Origin of the sequence: Sinomonas flava, assembly GCF_039531875.1 — a bacterium.
Taxonomy (GTDB): domain Bacteria; phylum Actinomycetota; class Actinomycetes; order Actinomycetales; family Micrococcaceae; genus Sinomonas; species Sinomonas flava.
In genome coordinates, this window is the sequence record NZ_BAAAQW010000008.1 from 56,614 (window position 1) to 73,143 (window position 16,530).

At 71.3% G+C, this 16,530-nt stretch carries 15 protein-coding genes; 11 read left to right on the forward strand and 4 right to left on the reverse strand.

Annotated features, from left to right (window positions below):
- Nucleotides 1-144 precede the first annotated feature (144 nt).
- The 3 genes from ABD298_RS14045 to ABD298_RS14055 all read left to right on the forward strand — a co-directional run bounded on the left by ABD298_RS14045 (nucleotide 145) and on the right by ABD298_RS14055 (nucleotide 1,056).
- Nucleotides 145-279 carry a DUF4244 domain-containing protein gene (locus ABD298_RS14045; protein ID WP_425564431.1) on the forward strand — a complete coding sequence of 45 codons (135 nt, stop codon included), beginning with the start codon at nucleotides 145-147 and terminating at the stop codon, nucleotides 277-279.
- A 74-nt stretch (nucleotides 280-353) separates the two neighbouring features.
- A complete protein-coding gene (locus ABD298_RS14050; RefSeq protein ID WP_486387591.1) occupies nucleotides 354-659 on the forward strand; it encodes a TadE family type IV pilus minor pilin in 306 nt (101 codons plus the stop codon).
- Nucleotides 660-696: 37 nt separating this feature from the next.
- Nucleotides 697-1,056 (forward strand): Rv3654c family TadE-like protein, encoded by a 360-nt coding sequence (locus tag ABD298_RS14055; RefSeq protein WP_344300365.1) that lies wholly within the window; start codon nucleotides 697-699, stop codon nucleotides 1,054-1,056.
- Between the two features lie 100 nt (nucleotides 1,057-1,156).
- Here the strand turns inward: ABD298_RS14055 and ABD298_RS14060 are convergent, their stop codons facing one another.
- On the reverse strand, nucleotides 1,157-3,523 hold the full coding sequence (locus ABD298_RS14060; RefSeq protein WP_344300367.1) for a DEAD/DEAH box helicase: 2,367 nt from the start codon (nucleotides 3,521-3,523) through the stop codon (nucleotides 1,157-1,159).
- 57 nt (nucleotides 3,524-3,580) lie between these two features.
- A complete protein-coding gene (locus ABD298_RS14065) occupies nucleotides 3,581-4,267 on the reverse strand; it encodes a GNAT family N-acetyltransferase (protein ID WP_344300368.1) in 687 nt (228 codons plus the stop codon).
- 94 nt (nucleotides 4,268-4,361) lie between these two features.
- Between ABD298_RS14065 and trhO the strand changes: the two genes are divergently transcribed.
- A complete protein-coding gene (gene trhO, locus ABD298_RS14070) occupies nucleotides 4,362-5,306 on the forward strand; it encodes an oxygen-dependent tRNA uridine(34) hydroxylase TrhO (RefSeq protein ID WP_344300369.1) in 945 nt (314 codons plus the stop codon).
- Here the strand turns inward: trhO and ABD298_RS14075 are convergent.
- On the reverse strand, nucleotides 5,285-5,869 hold the full coding sequence (locus tag ABD298_RS14075) for a hypothetical protein (protein WP_344300370.1): 585 nt from the start codon (nucleotides 5,867-5,869) through the stop codon (nucleotides 5,285-5,287). The two genes, trhO and ABD298_RS14075, sit on opposite strands and share 22 nt — an antisense overlap.
- A gap of 142 nt (nucleotides 5,870-6,011) precedes the next feature.
- Between ABD298_RS14075 and ABD298_RS14080 the strand changes: the two genes are divergently transcribed.
- The 7 genes from ABD298_RS14080 (at nucleotide 6,012) to proC (ending at nucleotide 14,877) form a co-directional block, all read left to right on the forward strand.
- Nucleotides 6,012-7,580 carry a DUF7059 domain-containing protein gene (locus ABD298_RS14080; protein WP_344300444.1) on the forward strand — a complete coding sequence of 523 codons (1,569 nt, stop codon included), beginning with the start codon at nucleotides 6,012-6,014 and terminating at the stop codon, nucleotides 7,578-7,580.
- 76 nt (nucleotides 7,581-7,656) lie between these two features.
- Nucleotides 7,657-8,328 carry a MarR family transcriptional regulator gene (locus ABD298_RS14085; RefSeq protein WP_344300371.1) on the forward strand — a complete coding sequence of 224 codons (672 nt, stop codon included), beginning with the start codon at nucleotides 7,657-7,659 and terminating at the stop codon, nucleotides 8,326-8,328.
- 155 nt (nucleotides 8,329-8,483) lie between these two features.
- Complete coding sequence (gene topA / locus ABD298_RS14090; RefSeq protein ID WP_344300373.1) at nucleotides 8,484-11,264, forward strand: type I DNA topoisomerase; 2,781 nt, start codon at nucleotides 8,484-8,486, stop codon at nucleotides 11,262-11,264.
- Nucleotides 11,261-11,737: an SseB family protein gene (locus tag ABD298_RS14095; RefSeq protein ID WP_344300374.1), complete on the forward strand. Its 477-nt coding sequence runs from the start codon at nucleotides 11,261-11,263 to the stop codon at nucleotides 11,735-11,737. The genes topA and ABD298_RS14095 overlap by 4 nt, the downstream gene beginning before the upstream one ends.
- A gap of 7 nt (nucleotides 11,738-11,744) precedes the next feature.
- Nucleotides 11,745-12,764, forward strand: a complete 1,020-nt coding sequence (locus tag ABD298_RS14100) for a Ppx/GppA family phosphatase (RefSeq protein ID WP_344300375.1) — start codon at nucleotides 11,745-11,747, stop codon at nucleotides 12,762-12,764.
- On the forward strand, nucleotides 12,761-13,591 hold the full coding sequence (locus ABD298_RS14105) for a sugar phosphate isomerase/epimerase family protein (RefSeq protein ID WP_344300376.1): 831 nt from the start codon (nucleotides 12,761-12,763) through the stop codon (nucleotides 13,589-13,591). The genes ABD298_RS14100 and ABD298_RS14105 overlap by 4 nt, the downstream gene beginning before the upstream one ends.
- Before the next feature lie 455 nt (nucleotides 13,592-14,046).
- Nucleotides 14,047-14,877 carry a pyrroline-5-carboxylate reductase gene (gene proC, locus ABD298_RS14110; RefSeq protein WP_344300377.1) on the forward strand — a complete coding sequence of 277 codons (831 nt, stop codon included), beginning with the start codon at nucleotides 14,047-14,049 and terminating at the stop codon, nucleotides 14,875-14,877.
- Between the two features lie 55 nt (nucleotides 14,878-14,932).
- Here proC and ABD298_RS18710 read toward each other — a convergent pair whose 3' ends face one another.
- The gene (locus tag ABD298_RS18710; RefSeq protein WP_425564432.1) at nucleotides 14,933-16,453 is read right to left on the reverse strand and encodes an HD domain-containing phosphohydrolase; all 1,521 of its coding nucleotides are present in this window, start codon (nucleotides 16,451-16,453) and stop codon (nucleotides 14,933-14,935) included.
- Nucleotides 16,454-16,530 lie beyond the last annotated feature (77 nt).

A 16,530-nucleotide genomic window follows, 5' to 3' on the forward strand; every position in this document is an offset into this window, starting at 1 on the left:
CCGGTGGGCCCGTCCACCGGTGACCCCCAAGGACGACGCCCCCACGGCGCTCCCCGCCGCTCCAGCAGGCAGCGCCGTCGCTGGCCGGCCAGGCTCGAGAGGCTCGCCCGCGGACTCGCGCGGCGGATGTCTGGGCAGGGCGGCATGGCGACCGCTGAATATGCGATCGCCACTCTGGGCGCTGTGGCCTTCGCAGGGCTGCTCGTGGTGATCATGCGCAGCGACGAGGTCCGCGGCTTCCTGCTCGGCATCATCCGCGCCGCCCTCGCCCTGCCGTGACCAGGACCCCGAGGGACGTCAGGCGCGGAAAAGGTCCGGCGTCCCTCCGGGGAGCAGTCACCGCAGAATTCGCGGTGGCCATCCCGGCGGTCATTCTGCTCCTCGGCCTCCTGCTCGCAGCGGTGTCGGCCGGCGTGGCGCAGATACGCGTCGAGGAGGCCGCCCGTTCGGCTGCGCGGACGCTTGCCCGGGGAGACGATCCAGATGCCGTGGCCCAGGAGGTCCGCCGCATCGCGGGAGGGGAGGCGGAGCATACCGTCGAGCCAGGCACGGGCACGGTGACTGTCAGGGTCACTTCTGCCGTGCCGGGTCCGGTCGCCGCCGCCGCCGGACTGCGCGTGGCGGCCTCGGCGACCCTGGCCCTCGAGGGACCCCGATGACCACGGCCGGGTACCCATGACGGGCCGGCTCGGAAGGATGCGCCCGAGGGGAACCGAACGCGAGCGCGGCGCCGGCACCGTCCTTGCCCTCGGACTGGGCCTGCTCCTGATCGCGGCCTGCGCGGCCGTGCTGACGCTCGCGCAGGCTCTCTCCTCGGCAGCCAAGGCGGCGTCAGCCGCTGATCTCGCGGCCCTCGCGGCGGCCGACGCCGAACGCGGCCTCCGCAGCGGGAATCCGTGTGAGCTCGCCGGGACCGTGGCCTCCCTCAACGGGGCAGGCATTGCCTCGTGCGAGGTCGAGGTCGCCGGACGCACCGTGCGCGTCGTCGTGCAGGTCACCACCGGGGCGCCGTGGGGGCCCGCGATCGGACGCGCCAGAGCTGGCCCCCCGCCGTGAGCACGCGCCCCAGCAGGGCTCGCCCGGCGGATCTACGCTGCGCTCCGACCTCGCGCATCTACCCCTGGGCGCCTACCACTGCGCACCTACCCCTGCCGGCCTATCCTGCGGCGGGCGCGGCCTGCGCGGACGACTCCGGGCGACGCGAGTGGGCGAGGATCGTCCCGAGCAGGGACACAGCCCCCGCCTTGTCCAAGGGGTTGTTCTTGTTGCCGCACTTGGGACTCTGGACGCACGAGGGGCACCCGGCCTCGCATTCACAGCCCTCGATGGCCTCGCGGGTCGCAGTGAGCCACTCCCGGACCCTCTCGTACCCGCGCTCCGCGAACCCGGCGCCGCCCGGGTGCCCGTCGTACACGAAGATCGTCGGCTGCTCGGTGTCGGCGTGCAGAGCCGTGGAGACGCCGCCGACGTCCCAGCGGTCGCTCGCCGCCACCAGCGGGAGGAGACCGATTGCGGCGTGCTCAGCTGCATGCAGGGCTCCCGGGAACTGGGCCTCGAGCAGGCCGCCCGAGGCGATCGTCGGCGCGGGGACCGTCAGCCAGACGGCCTTGGTGAACAGGTCGCGCGCGCCCAGGTCCAGGGGCTCCTCGCCCAGGACCTCATTCGAGACGAGCGCCTTGCGCTGAAAGGAGACCACCTGAGTCGTCACCCTGACCTCGCCGAAGTGCACGCCCACCGGGCCCCACTGCTCCGCACGGAGCTCGCTGATCACCTCGACGGTCGTGATGTCGCGCGCCGTCGTGTAGTAGTCGGGGTTCACCCTCTCGACCACCACGCAGTGCTCCGCCTCGTTGAGCTCGCGTACGAGGTAGCTCGCGCCCTGATGGACGTAGATCGCGCCCTCGTGGGCCTGGTAGTGGGTCTGAGGCGAGTCCATCGAACCCAGCAGCAGCCCGGTCTCCGCCTCGATGATGCTCACCGGGCCACCCCCGTCTGCGCGCAGGCTGACCATCGCCGCCGCGCTTTCCGGGTGGGTCCAGAACCAGCCGGACGGTCGGCGGCGGAGGTAGCCCTGGGCCTCGAGCTGGGCAAGGAGCCCCTCCGCGGCGGGGCCGAACAGGGCCAGGTCGGCCGGACCGATCGGCTTCTCCGCTGCGGCTGCGCACAGGTGGGGCCCGAGGACGTAGGGGTTGGAGGGATCGAGGACGGTCGCCTCGATCGACGTGTCGAAGATGGCCTCCGGATGGTTGACAAAGTAGGTGTCCAGCGGATCGTCGCTGGCGACAAATGCGGCAAGCGCCTCCTGGCCCGAACGGCCGGCCCGGCCGATCTGCTGGAAGAACGACGCGCGGGTCCCCGGCCACCCTGCGACGAGCACGGCGTCGAGCCCCGAGATGTCGATGCCGAGTTCGAGCGCCGACGTGCTGGCGACACCGAGGAGCTCCCCCGAGCGGAGCCGACGCTCCAGCTCCCGGCGCTCCTCCGGCAGGTATCCGGACCGGTAGGCCGCCACGCGGCCTGGAAGGCTCGGGTCCACATCGTCCAGGAGCCGCTGCGCGATCGACGAGATGGACTCGGCTCCGCGGCGGGACTTGATGAAAGCGATCGTCCGCACCCGCGCGGAGACCAGGTTCGCGAGGAGGTCCGCGGTTTCGGCGATCGCCGTGCGCCGCTGGGGGGCGCCGTTCTCCCCCTTCGCCTCGGTCAGCGCCGGCTCCCAGAAGGCCACCTCCGTCGCGCCGTGGGGAGAGCCGTCCCCGGTGACGGCGCAGACCTCGGCGCCGACCAGCCGCCCCATCGACGCCTCGGGGTCGCCGGAGGTGGCGGAGGCGCCGATGAAGGTCGGGGCGGAACCATAGTGCTGGCAGATCCGGCGCAGGCGGCGGAGCAGGTTTGCCACATGGGAGCCGAAGACCCCCCGGTAGCTGTGCGCCTCGTCGATCACCACGAAGCGGAGCCGGCGGAAGAACGAGGACCACCAGGCATGATTGGGCAGGATCCCGAAATGCAGCATGTCCGGGTTGGCCAGGACCACGTTCGCGTGCTCGCGGATCCACCTCCTTGCCGACTGCTCCGTGTCGCCGTCGTAGGTCTCGGCCCGGACTGTCGGGAGCCGAAGCGCCCGGATCGCGGCGAGCTGGTCCGCCGCGAGCGCCTTGGTGGGGGACAGGTAGAGCACGACGGCGCCGTCGTCGTGAAGGCGGCCCGGATGTGCGGCGGTGCGCAGTTCGGACCGGTGGACGGCGTCCAAGGCGGGCAGCTGGTAGGCAAGCGACTTCCCGGAGGCGGTGCCGGTGGCGAGGACGACGTGGGTGCCGGCATGGGCGAGATCGGCCGCGGCGACCTGATGGGTGTACGGCTCGTGGATGCCCAGGGTGCGGTAGGCCTCGACGAGGTCGGGATGGGCCCACTGCGGCCACGGCGCGAACTGGGCGCTGCGGGCAGGCAGGACGCGGAGGTGGCGCAGCTGGTCAGGATCGGCGGAGAAGCCGAGGAGGGTCACGAGGGAGTCATGCGCTGCCACCCGAGCATTCTGCCAGCCTCGGCTGGAGAGCGTCGGGGAGCGCTGCAGTGCCCGGGGTCAGTCGCTGAGCGACCCGCCCTTCGTGGTGCCGGGGTTGGCGAGCATGAGCACCCCGGAGATGTCGCTCCACCCGAGGTGGTGGTACAGGTGCTGGCCGTCGGTGGAGGCGATCAGGAGACCCTGCTCGAGATCGTGCTCGCTCATGGCGGCAGTGAGCGCGCGCATCACGAAGCTTCCGAGCCCGCGGCGGCGGAAGTTCGGCTCCGTGACAATCCGGTCGAAGACGGCGTAGCCCTGGGTGACGGCGACATGTCCGCGGGCCGCCAGAGTCCCGTCCACTGTTCCCACTGTGACCGTCGCACTGTGGTCTTCGAGGTCCGTGGTCAGCTTCAGCTCGTCGTCGTTGAGCCACGGCTCTTCGACGTCCTTGCCCTCGAAGTCCATGATCATGAGCTCCTGGTCCGCGGCGAGGACCGCGAGGCCGTGCTTCTCAGCGAGGGAGCGGTAGGCTGCGTGGTCGTCGGTGAGGACCGTCAGCAGGCGCGGCGCGGAGTCCTTCACGAACGCTGCGAGACGGGCGAACTCGTCATCGCTCGGGTTTGCGGCGAAGACCTCCCAGTCCCCGGACTTGTCGACGAGCTGCACTGCCTTGAAGGCATCCACGTCTCCCACCGGGTAGTGGCGCGTCGAAGCCCACCCTTCGACCCAGATGCCCAGAAGTTCGCTCAGAGTTGCCTCGCCCATAGCCATGACCATAACGGGTACGACCGAGGCCTGATAAGGGCCGTGACAGAACTGTCACCGCATCGCCCAGGCACCGCCCGGCTACCCTTGATGGGTGGCTCTGCACCGTATTGTCCTTTTCTACTGCTTCACCCCTCTGCCGGATCCGGAAGCCGTCCGGCTGTGGCAGCGCGCCCTGGGCGAGGGGCTCGGACTCCGCGGCCGCATCATCGTCTCCCCGGACGGGATCAACGCGACGGTGGGCGGCGAGCTCACCGCCGTGAAGCGGTACGTGCGCGCCACGAAGGAGTATCCGGCGTTCCGTGCGCTCGACGTGAAGTGGTCGGAGGGCGGCGCGGAGGACTTCCCCAGGCTCAGTGTGAAGGTCCGGCCCGAACTCGTCTCCTTCGGAGCACCGGACCGACTCGCGGTGGACGCTCAGGGAGTGGTAGGCGGCGGCACGCACCTCACGCCGGAGCAGGTGCACGATCTCGTAGACGCGGGCCGGTCGGCGGGACGCGAGGTCGTGTTCTTCGACGGGCGCAACGCGTTCGAGGCGCAGATCGGTCGCTTCAAGGACGCGGTGGTCCCGGACACGACGACGACGCACGACTTCCTGGACGAACTCGACTCGGGCAAGTACGACCACCTCAAGGACAGGCCTGTCGTCACCTACTGCACCGGCGGGGTGCGCTGCGAGGTCCTGAGCGCGCACATGCGCACCCGCGGGTTCCAGGAGGTCTACCAGCTCGACGGGGGGATCGTGCGCTACGGCGAGCGGTTCAAGGACTCAGGACTGTGGGAAGGCTCCCTGTACGTCTTCGACCGCAGGATGCGGATGGAGTTCAGCGAGGATGCCGTGACCATCGGCCGGTGCGCCCGCTGCGCCTCGCCCACGAGCGACTTCCACAACTGCTCGAATCCTGCGTGCCGCAGCCTCACCCTGTACTGCAGCGACTGTGCCTCCTCCCCGGCGACGCTCCGCTGCCCCGAGGGCTGCGACAGCGCGTCCCCCACCCCTGTGGGATCGGCCGTGCCTCAGGGGCGCACCAGCCGATAGGCGACATTCGACGGCGTGCTCCCCGCCACGAAGGCGATGTCGACCGCCCCGGACCCCGCCAGTGCGACGGTGCGCGCCCAGGGCCGATTGCAGTCGAAGGCCAAGTCGACCGCGGGAGCGCCCTCGACGGTGGCGATGATCCTGGCCGTGGTCGTGCCCCGGCAGGCGAACCTCAGGGTGGCATCCCCGGGAGTTCCCTGCGCCCTCAGGGTGAACCTCGCCCCGTCCGGCCAGACGGCACCGGAACCGGACGCAACCGAGGTCCCGCCCTCGTCGGGGAGCACGGTGTCGGCCCACCCCCGCAGCGCATAGCCCGAGAGGATCTGGTCCAGCGGCGCCCGCAACGCGCTCCTGGCTGCTCGCTCCCGCCGCTGCGCCGCCTCCCCGGCAGCGGAGGCAGAGGCGGAGGCCTGAGCGGCTTCCGCCGAGGCCTGGGCTGCCGCCTCGCGCTGGCCCAGCGGCGGCAGGCCGTCGTCGTACTGGTAGGAGCAGCCCGCCGCGGCGAGGCCCACCACGACGGCGGTGAGCCGCCGCGCGGCCTTCGCGGCGGGCATCGACACCATGCCCCCATTCTGGACCCGCGAGGGCCTACAGCCTCCGGACCACCGGTGCCGGGCAGCCTCCGCCTAGACTTTCGGGGTGACAAGCGCGCCCCCCGACCAGCCCGCTCCCGGATCCGTCCCGGGTCCGGAACCGCTCCCGGCCCTGCGGGATGTCCCCCGCTCGGACCGCCCCGGCCTTCTCGCGGCCCTCGCGGAGGACCTGGCCGCCGCCGAGTACCGCGTCGACGCCGTCGCCGGGCTCCTGGGCCCCGAGGCCCACGCGGCGCTTTCCCGCGACCAGATCGTGCCCGCCCTCGTGGCGACCCGTCGCGCCGGCGAGGATCCCGCCCGACGGCACCTGACCGCCGTCGTGCGCTTCTTCCTGCTCGCCCGGCCCGCGTCGCGGGAGGAGCTCGACGTCGCGCTGCCCACGCTCGGCGCCGAAGGCCTGGTCGCGCTCGGGCTCGCGGAGGCGCACGACGACGGGCGGCTCGCCGCCACGCTCGACCTCCGCCCGTACGCGTGGGACGGGCCGGAGGGCCAAGTCGAGATGTGGGTCGCGTCCGACCTTGCAGCCCACCAGAGGCCGGGTGTGCTCCGGGCCGACCACGTCCTGGGGATCGGCCACGCGTCGGCGACGCTCGTGCAGACGACTGCCCGCCGGCCGGTCGCCCGCGCGCTGGACCTGGGCACGGGATGCGGGATCCAGGCATTCCACCTGCTGGCCCACGCGCACCACGTCGTGGCGACGGACGTCTCCGATCGGGCCCTGGCCTTCGCGCGGTTCAACGTCCTCCTCAACGCGCAGGTCCTCGGCGTGGACCCGGACCAGCCTGAACGGCGCATCGAGCTGCGCCACGGCTCCCTGCTCGAGCCGGTGCAGGGGGAGCGCTTCGACCTCGTGGTCTCGAATCCGCCGTTCGTCATCACCCCGCGCAGTGCCGAGGAGAGTGCCGAGGACAGGTTCACGTACCGCGACGGGGGCCTGCCGGGGGACCGCCTCGTGGCTGACCTCGTCGCCGGGCTGGGCGATGTGCTCGCGGAAGGCGGCACCGCCCAGCTCCTCGGCAACTGGGAGATCCCCGACGGCGCGCCGTGGCACGAGCGTGTGCGGACGTGGGTGCCGCCCGGCGTCGACGCGTGGGTCCTCCAGCGCGAGCAGCTCGGCCCGGGACAGTACGCGGAGACGTGGCTCGCCGACGCGTCCCAGCAGCGCGACCCGGATGCCTACGAGGAGGCGTACGCGGCCTATCTGGACGACTTCGCCTCGCGGGGAACGGCCGCGATCGGCTTCGGCGCGGTGTGGCTGAGGCGCCCCGGCCCTGGGCAGGCGCGTCTGGACAGGTTCGAGGAGCTGACCCATCCCCTCGAACAGCCCATCGGCCCCCACTGGTCTGCGGCCATCGACCGCGCCGACTGGCTCGCCGCACACCCGGACCTCGGCCCGGAACGCCTCGTCGTGGCCGAGGACGTGACCGAGGAACGCCACCAGCGGCCGGGGGCCGAGCACCCCGGGGTCATCCTCCTGCGCCAGGGTGCCGGCTTCCGCCGCACGAGCCTGATGAGCACGGAGCTGGCCGGGTTCGTCTCCGCGTGCGACGGCGAGCTCACGGCTGGGCAGATCGCGTCGGCGCTCGCGGCACTCCTGGAGCGGGACGACGACGCGTTCCGCCCGGGCCTGCTGGCCGAGGCCGCGAACCTGGTCGCCGACGGGTTCCTCGTGCCCGCGTAAAGCGTGAAAAAAGAGCTTGACATCTCTGGAACTGTGGCGTTAATTACATTCAACATCCGCACGACGAAAAAGCAGCATGACTGAGAAGAAGCGCAGCCCCCGCACCGAGAACCCCGTGCGGATCACCGATCCCAAGGCCATCCGAGCCCTCGCGCACGCGGCGCGGCTTGAGGCCATCAACGAGCTCTACTCGAGCCAGAAGAGCCGCACGGCCACGGAGCTGGCGGCCTTCACGGGCCTCACCCCGAGCGCCATGAGCTACCACCTGCGCGCCCTGAAGAAGTGGGGCATCGTGGTCGATGCGCCGAGCGACGGCGACGGCCGTGAGCGCCGGTGGAAGGCTGCCGGCACGGACCTCAACCTCGACACCGCGACGACCGGCCAAACGCCGGGCCTCGCCATCGTGGACATCGAGCTGGAGGCGCTGCGCAAGCGCATCGCCAGCCACGCGAAGCTGCGCGACGCCGCGCGCCGCCGCGGGGAGCCCGACGAGACGCCGGTGATGGTCGTCTCCGGCAACGTCCTCAAGCTCACCCTCGAGCAGCGCGCGGAGTTCAAGCGCCGCATGTCGGAGCTGCTGGACGAGTTCGAGCCGGACGACACAGGGGAGACGGACCCGGAGGGCACGGAACGGATGTACGTCCTCTGGTCGATGCTCCCCGAGGGGCGGGAGGCTGCCAGGCCCAAGTCCTCGCCGAAACGGGTCGCCGAGAAGGTCGCCGAGAAGAAGGGTGCTGCGGGCTCCTGACGACGCCGGCCATGCCGGACGTTGTCCACAGGTGAGGGCCGCGGCTTGCACTCCGACCGCAGTCGTATGGTGAACTAGGGACTTGCGCGGTCCGCCGCGCCCCCACGCTCCCGCAAGATCGGGCGGGAGCGGTGCAGCTGTTCTCGAGGAGTACCGTGGCCACCAAGGCTAAAACCGGCAAGAAGCTCGTGATTGTGGAGTCGCCGGCCAAGAGCAAGACCATCGCCCAGTACCTGGGCGAGGGCTTCGAAGTCGACGCCTCGATGGGCCACATCCGCGACCTCCCACAGCCCTCCGATCTCCCGGCGGAGCTCAAGAAGACCTCGGTCGGCAAGTTCGCCGTCGACATCGAGAACGGGTTCGAGCCCTATTACGTGGTCTCGCCGGACAAGAAGAAGAAGGTGGCCGAGCTCAAGGCCAAGCTCAAGGACGCCGACGAGCTCTTCCTGGCCACCGATGGCGATCGCGAGGGCGAGGCCATCGCGTGGCACCTCCTCGAGGTCCTCAAGCCGAAGGTGCCGGTGCACCGCCTGACCTTCCCCGAGATCACCAAGGAAGCGATCCAGCGCGCCATGGCCGAGCTGCGCGACGTCGACGAGTCGCTCGTCGACGCGCAGGAGACCCGCCGTGTCCTCGACCGCCTCTACGGCTACGAGATCTCGCCGGTCCTGTGGCGCAAGGTGGCCAGCGGCCTGTCCGCAGGCCGTGTCCAGTCGGTCGCGACCCGCCTCGTCGTCGAGCGCGAGCGCGAGCGCATGGCGTTCCGTGCTGCTGACTACTGGGACCTCACGGCCATCGTCGCCCCCGCGTCCGGCGGCGCTTCACAGCCGCACGACGCCGCCGCGCGGCAGAGCTTCCAGGCCCGCCTCGCGCAGGTGGACGGCAAGAAGGTGGCCTCGGGCCGCGACTTCGACGACCGCGGCCGGCTGACCGCCAAGAACGCCGAGCTCCTCACCGAGGCCACCGCACGGGCCCTCGCCGAGGGGCTTGAGGGCGCCGCCTTCGCGGTCCGGGCCGTGGAGGAGAAGCCCTACACCCGTCGGCCGGCTGCCCCGTTCACCACGTCGACCCTCCAGCAGGAGGCGGCGCGCAAGCTCCGCTTCTCCGCCCGGGTCACGATGCAGGTCGCGCAGCGCCTGTACGAGAACGGCTACATCACGTACATGCGAACCGACTCGACGGCGCTCTCCGACCAGGCGGTCACGGCTGCGCGCCGGCAGGCCTCCGAGCTGTACGGTCCCGAGTACGTGCCCGGCCGTCCGCGCGTGTACGCCTCCAAGTCCAAGAACGCGCAGGAGGCCCACGAGGCCATCCGCCCCGCGGGCGACTCGTTCCGCACGCCGGCGCAGGTCGCCAAGCAGCTCTCGGGGGACGAGTTCCGCCTCTACGAGCTCATCTGGAAGCGCACGGTCGCCTCCCAGATGGAGGACGCCAAGGGCTCCACCGCGACCGTCAGGCTCGGCGCGCAGGCGCTCTCCGGCGAGGCTGCGGGGCGCGACGCCGAGTTCACGGCCTCCGGCACGGTGATCACGTTCCGCGGGTTCCTCGCGGCCTACGAGGAAGGCCGGGACGAGGTCCGCGAAGACTCGGAGAACGGTGCGGGCGGATCCGCTGCGGGCGAGAGCGCCCGGCTGCCGGTGCTGGCCAAGGGCCAGGCACTCGACGCGCTCGAGCTGACTGCGAACGGCCACCAGACCTCCCCGCCCCCGCGGTACACCGAGGCCTCCTTGGTCAAGACGCTCGAGGAGCGGGGCATCGGCCGCCCGTCCACGTACGCGGCGACGATCTCGACGATCATGGACCGCGGCTATGTCCGCAGCCGCGGAACGGCCCTTGTGCCGAGCTGGATCGCGTTCTCGGTGGTGCGGCTGCTCGAGGAGCACTTCCACGATTACGTCGACTACGACTTCACGGCGGAGATGGAGGAGGACCTCGACCGGATCGCTGCAGGCGAGCAGGCCGGTGCGGACTGGCTGAGCCACTTCTACTTCGGCGACGACCACAACCCGGGCTTGACCAAGATCGTCGGCGGCCTCGGCGAGATCGACGCGCGGGAGGTCAACTCGGTCGAGATCGCGCCGGGCATCGTGCTGCGCGTGGGCAAGTATGGGCCGTACCTCGAGAAGCCACTCCCGGCAGACGCGCCTGAGGGCACGGCCCCCGAGCGGGCGAACGTTCCGGAGGACCTCGCCCCCGACGAGCTCACCGCCGACAAGGCGCGCGAGCTCATGGAGAGCGCCGGTCCGGAAGAGCGCGTGCTCGGCACGGACCCGCTCACGGGTCACACGGTGGTGGCGAAGAACGGCCGGTACGGCGCATACGTCACCGAAGTCATCCCCGAGCCCACGCCTGAGCAGCTCGCGGCCCAGCCCGTGGAGTACTACAAGAACGGCAAGCCCAAGCCGCCCAAGAAGCCGGCGAAGGTCAAGCCCCGCACGGGTTCGCTCTTCAAGTCCATGTCGCTGGACACCGTCACGCTCGAGCAGGCGCTGGACCTGATGAGCCTGCCGCGCCGCCTCGGCGAGGACGCGGAGGGCAACGCCATCACCGTCCAGAACGGCCGCTTCGGCCCGTACCTGAAGAAGGGCACTGACTCGCGCTCGATCGGCTCCGAGGAGGAGATCTTCACGATCACCCTCGAGCAGGCTCTCGAGATCTACTCCCAGCCCAAGACGCGCGGGGGCCGCACGGCGGCGGCCGCCCTGGCCGAGTTCGGCGAGGACCCAACGTCGGGCAAGCCGATCGTGGTCAAGGAGGGCCGCTTCGGCCCGTACATCACCGACGGCGTCACGAACATCACCGTCCCGCGGTCGACCTCGATCGAGGAGCTCACGCGCGAGCGCGCCATCGAGCTGCTCGCCGAGAAGCGCGCCAAGGGGCCCGTGAAGAAGCCCGCCCGGCGCACCGCCGGCCGGACAAAGGCGGCGGCGAAGTGAGCGCGCACGACGGCGAGCATGTTCCGGCGCACCTCGACCCCACCCCATTGACGCGCCTCGAGGAGGTTCTCGACTCGGCCTCCCGCGGCCAGTCCGAGGAGGACCCGATGGCGCCGATCCTGGAGTTCCTCAACAGCCTCGTGTGCCTGCTCGTCCCGGAGCCGGCCACGGGGGAGACGGAAACGGTGGAGCCTCTCGTGCTGAACAACGCCGACGGGAATCCGGTCGTGGCAGCCTTCACGCATCGGGCCCGCATCCGGCCGGACTTCCTCGAGTTCGCCCCGACCGTGGTGGAGACGCAGGGCGCGCTCCTGCTGCAGAACCTTGGCACCGAGCTCGGGCTCGTGCTCAACCCGGGCAGCGCGTTCGGGTTCGAGCTGAGCACCGAGCACGTCGCCGCGGTGCTGCGCGACTTCCGGCCCGCGGAGCCGGGCGAACACCCAGACGTTCCGCCCGGTCGGGCCGGGGAATAATGGGCTCATGCGTCTAGGCGTCCTCGACATCGGTTCGAACACCGTGCACCTGCTGCTGGTGGACGCCCATCCCGGCGCGCAGCCCGTCGCCTACGCATCGCACAAGAGGCCGCTCTCGCTCGTGAAGTTCCTCGAAGACGACGGAAGCATCAATGAGAAGGGCCAGGGCGAGCTGGTCGACTTCGTCAAGGAGGCCTGGGAGTTCGCCGGGCGCCACAAGGCGGAGGACCTCCTGGCGTTCTGCACCTCTGCCATCCGCGAGGCCGCCAACGGCGACGCGGTCCTCGCCAGGGTCCAGAGTGAGGCGGACGTCGTCCTCCAGGAGCTCACGGGACGTGAGGAAGCCGCGATGACCTTCTTCGCGGTCCGCCGCTGGTACGGCTGGGGTGCTGGCACCATCCTCGACCTCGACATCGGCGGCGGCTCGTTCGAGCTCGCGATGGGCCATGACTCCCTCCCCGCGGCGGCGACCTCGGTGCCGCTCGGGGCCCAGAGGCTCACCCGCGACTGGCTCCCCGAGGACCCGCCCACGGCGAAGAGCATCAAGGACCTCCGCCGCTACGTCCGGGACACGCTCAAGCCGGTGGTGAAGGAGTTCAAGGACCTGGGCGTCCCCAACCTCGTCGCCGGAACGTCGAAGACCTTTCGCTCGCTCGCGCGCATCGCCGGTGCGGCGCCCTCCGGTGCAGGCCCCTATGTGCGTCGCGTGCTGACCCGCACCGACCTCGGCCTCTGGGCCCAGCGGATGTCCGCGATGGCCGCCTCCGACAGGGTCCACCTTCCCGGCGTCTCCGAGGCCCGCGCCAGGCAGCTCCTCGCCGGGGCGCTCGCCGCAGAGGCAGCGATGGAGCTCTTCGACATCGATGAGCTCGAGATCTGCCCCTGGGCGCTCCGCGAAGGCCTCATCCTCCGCAGGCTCGACCAGCTCGTCTTCGAAGGGCCACTCGAGCCGCCTGCCCACATCGGTCCGATCCAGAGCGAGCGGCAACGCGCCGAGCGCATGCACCCCGCGAGGTCCCGCGTATGAGCATTGCCGAGTCCACCCCGACCCCCCGCCACATCCCCGTCGCGCTCTCCAGCGCATCCGTCTACCCGCTCAGCGTCCACGACGCCTTCGCGGTCGCGGCGGACCTGGGCTTCGACGGGGTCGAGGTGATGGTGACGAACAATTCGACGAGCCAGAAGGCCGACGAACTCGTCCACCTCGCGGAGCGGTACGAGCAGCCCATCGTCTCCATCCACGCCCCCACCCTCCTGCTGACCCAGCAGGTGTGGGGTTCCGCGTGGAACAAGATCAGCCAGTCCTGCCGGATGGCGCTCGACGTGGGATGCGACACCGTCGTAGTGCATCCGCCCTTCCGCTGGCAGGGCTCGTACGCGGAGACCTTCTCCCAGGGCGTCCGGGACCTCGCAGAGGCGTTCGGCGTCCACATCGCCGTGGAGAACATGTACCCCTGGCGCGTCCGCGGCCGGGAGACCCTCGCGTATCTGCCGCACTGGGATCCGATCGGCCAGGGCTACCAGGACATCACCTGGGACTTCTCCCACGCCGCGACCGCCAGGATGGACAGCCTCGCGGCACTCAAAGCCCTCGGCGATTCGATCCGCCACGTGCACCTCACCGACGGCTCGGGGCGCTCGTTCCGGGACGAGCATCTGGTGCCTGGGCAGGGGACCCAGCGCGTCGGGGAGTGCCTCGCACATTTGGCGGGGAACGGGTTCGAGGGCGCGGTCGTCGCGGAGATCAGCACCCGCAAGGCCCGCGGAGCGGGAGACCGCGAACATCTCCTGGCGCAGACGCTCGACTTCGCCCGCACGCACCTGGGCCAGCAGGCCGGTGTCGAGGCGGTCTGACGCGCCAGCAGACCCGCACCCGAGTTGCACCTCTGAGATGCGAAACGCCGGGCGGCCGGTAGGAGACATTGGGGGGAAATCTCCTGGCCACCCGGCGCTCGGGGTCCAGCCGGCTAACCGGTGGAACCCGTCACTCGCACCTAATGAGTGAGTTCACTGTATGAGCCGTCCCTCAAGGGAAGCCCCGATTTCTCTGAGAGAAGTCTGAGAATCAGCAGGGCGCACATCAGATCCTTAAATGAGTTCGGCACTGGCAGTCGAGCGAATCCGGAGGGATTCGGAACCCGAACTGCCAGTGCCGCGGCGGCCGGCCTTGGGGGGAGGCCGGTCGCCCCATCACTCGCACCCTGTGAGGTAGTTACTACTCTAAGGACCGACCTTGTGAGGGCCCTTGGGGACGCATGGGAGGATGCTGGGAATGCGGGCCGCACCCCGGGACTGGCAGGATGGGCAGCATGACGAATCACATCGCATTCCTCGGCACAGGGTCCATGAACGAGGCCATCATGGCCGGGCTCCTCGCGGCGGGCTTCCCCAAGTCGGACGTCACGGCCACCGTTCGCCGGGGCGAGCGGGCCGCGGAGCTCGCCCAGCGGTACGGGGTGACCGCCATGGCCACGGCGGAGGACGACGACGTCAACGCCCAGGCGGTCCGCGGCGCCTCGGTCGTGGTCCTCGGGGTCAAGCCTGTCGGCATCGCCGACGTCGCCCGCGAGATAGCATCCGCGCTGCGTCCCGACGCCATCGTCGTCAGCGTCGCCGCCGCCGTCTCGATCGCCCAGCTCGAGAAGGCGCTCCCCGCCGGCCAGCCGGTCGTCCGCACCATGCCCAACACGCCCGCGCGGCTCGGACACGGCGTCGTGTCGGTGTCGGGTGGCACCAACGCCTCGCGCGACCACGTCGAACGCGTCGTCAAGCTCTTCAAGTCAGTGGGCCTCGTCGTCGAAGTGCCCGAGGACCAGGTCGAGGCTGTGGGCGCGCTGAGCGGGTCGGGCCCCGCGTACGTCTTCTACCTCGCCGAGGCCATGGCGAAGGCCGGGGAGTCGCTCGGGCTTGACCCCTACCTCGCGCTCAAGCTGGCCCGCGAGACGGTGGTGGGCGCCGCCCACATGCTCGCCGAGCCCGGTGCGGACCCCGTGGCGCTGCGCCGCGCCGTCACGAGCCCGAAGGGCACCACTGAGCGGGCCATCGCGGTCTTCGAGGAGCGGGGCCTGCCCGCCATCATCGCCGACGGCGCCCGCGCGGCCGCCGAGCGGTCCCGGGAGATCACCCGCGAACTCGACTGACCCTCGAACGAGCTCGACTGAGAGACTCAGCCCCGGCTCCCCGCACCGGGACGGGCTACAGGAGATCGTGCTCGACGGCGAACAGGGTCGCCGCCGCGCGCGAGGAGACCCCGATCTTGCCGTAGATGTGCCGGACATGGTGGTCCGCGGTGCTGGGTGAGATCCGCAGGGCCGCGGCGACGTCCTTCTTCCGCGCGCCGCGGCACAGGAGCCTCAGGACCTCCACCTCGCGCTCGGTGAGCCCTCCGGGCCATGCGGGGCGCGTCCGCCGTGACCGCACGCCTGCGGAGGCCAGCACGGCGTCGACCGCGTCGGCGTCGAGCTGGGCCGGCGCGAGCCGCAGGAGCCCCTCCGCCGCCCGGGCGGGCGTCCGGGCCTCGTCCGGACGCCCCGGAGGTGCGAGGAGGAGGGTCTGGAAGGCGTCGGCTGCGGCGAGGATGCGCGCCTCCCACGGGATCTCGGCCGCGATGGCTCCGCGGTAGTAGCCGGACCCGTCGAGGCGCTCATGGTGCATGCCGGCCAGCCGCGCGAGGGGAGCGGAGGCCGCGAGGCGTCCGAGGATCCGTTCGCTGTAGTAGGGGTGGAGCCGGAGCCGCTCGTCACGGGCTGGGGACGCCGTGCCGGCTGGACCGGCGGGGACGGCGGCGCGGCCCAGATCTTGGGCCAGGCCGGTGCTGTGCAGGACGGCCCGGTGGTCCGGCGCCGCCCCGGCGGCGAGGGCGGCCACCTCGCGGGAGAAGCCCGCGCGGGCCGGGTCCTTGAGGTCGGCGAAATCGGCGAACACGCTCAGCACCTCGTCGAGCCGATCAGCCGGGATCGAGGCGGCGGGATGGGGCTCGCGCGCGAGCACCGCCTCCCACGGCATGTCCGTCAGGCTGGCGTAGATAAGGGTGTCTAGGGCGCCCAGGGCGGCCGAGGCCAGCTCCGGATCGAGCGCGGCGCCTGCCCGCTCACGCAGCACCGCTGCGAGCGCCTCGCGCCCGCGCAGCCGCCCGATCACCTCCACGTCCCTGGCGATGAAGACGATGCGGGCCGCGAGCGGGATCCTCTCGCCGGAGAGCCCGAGCGGGAACCCGCTGCCGTCCCAGGCCTCGAACGAGGCGGCCAGGGAGGCCCGGGTCCCTTGGGGGAGCCCGAGCCGCACGGCGAGCATCTCCGCAGCCTCGCAGTGCGCCCGCACGCCCTCGCGCATCCGCTGCTTCCCGGTGGCGAGGAAGCGGGCGGCGAGCGCCGCGCGACGGGGGGCCGGCATCCCGCCGCCCAGTGCCGGCAGCACCGCCGTGAGGAACTGCGCGGGCGGCGCCCCGAGGACAGGGGCGATCGCCGCGCGGAGGGCCGTCTCGTCGCCTCCGGCGAGGGACGCCGCGTCAGAGGCGTCCGCGGTGCAGCCGAGGAACCGCAGGAGGGCGGTGTAGTACACGGTGCGCAGGTCCTCGGGAGGGAGGCGGGCGTCGTCGGCAAGCTCGAGCGCGATGAGGCATGTCCGCAGCCCTTGCTCGAGGGGCTGCCCCATGCCCAGGTCCGTCGCGAGGGACATCGCCGCGATGAACTCCGCGAGGCGCAGGGGCTGGGTCATGGTCCGATCATCGCCCCGCGCGGCGCCCGCGGATAGCCCCGGCGCGCGAACGCGCGATGCGGCCTGGACAGCCTCGG

What these genes read in the sequence shown, in the direction of transcription:
- ABD298_RS14045 (WP_425564431.1), top strand. Translation starts at nt 145, where the DNA reads ATGGCGACCGCTGAATATGCGATCGCCACTCTGGGCGCTGTGGCCTTC.
- ABD298_RS14055 (WP_344300365.1), top strand. Translation starts at nt 697, where the DNA reads ATGCGCCCGAGGGGAACCGAACGCGAGCGCGGCGCCGGCACCGTCCTT.
- ABD298_RS14065 (WP_344300368.1), bottom strand. Translation starts at nt 4,267, where the DNA reads ATGGGCGAGGCAACTCTGAGCGAACTTCTGGGCATCTGGGTCGAAGGG.
- ABD298_RS14075 (WP_344300370.1), bottom strand. Translation starts at nt 5,869, where the DNA reads ATGGTGTCGATGCCCGCCGCGAAGGCCGCGCGGCGGCTCACCGCCGTC.
- ABD298_RS14085 (WP_344300371.1), top strand. Translation starts at nt 7,657, where the DNA reads ATGACTGAGAAGAAGCGCAGCCCCCGCACCGAGAACCCCGTGCGGATC.
- ABD298_RS14100 (WP_344300375.1), top strand. Translation starts at nt 11,745, where the DNA reads ATGCGTCTAGGCGTCCTCGACATCGGTTCGAACACCGTGCACCTGCTG.
- ABD298_RS14105 (WP_344300376.1), top strand. Translation starts at nt 12,761, where the DNA reads ATGAGCATTGCCGAGTCCACCCCGACCCCCCGCCACATCCCCGTCGCG.
- proC (WP_344300377.1), top strand. Translation starts at nt 14,047, where the DNA reads ATGACGAATCACATCGCATTCCTCGGCACAGGGTCCATGAACGAGGCC.
- ABD298_RS18710 (WP_425564432.1), bottom strand. Translation starts at nt 16,453, where the DNA reads ATGACCCAGCCCCTGCGCCTCGCGGAGTTCATCGCGGCGATGTCCCTC.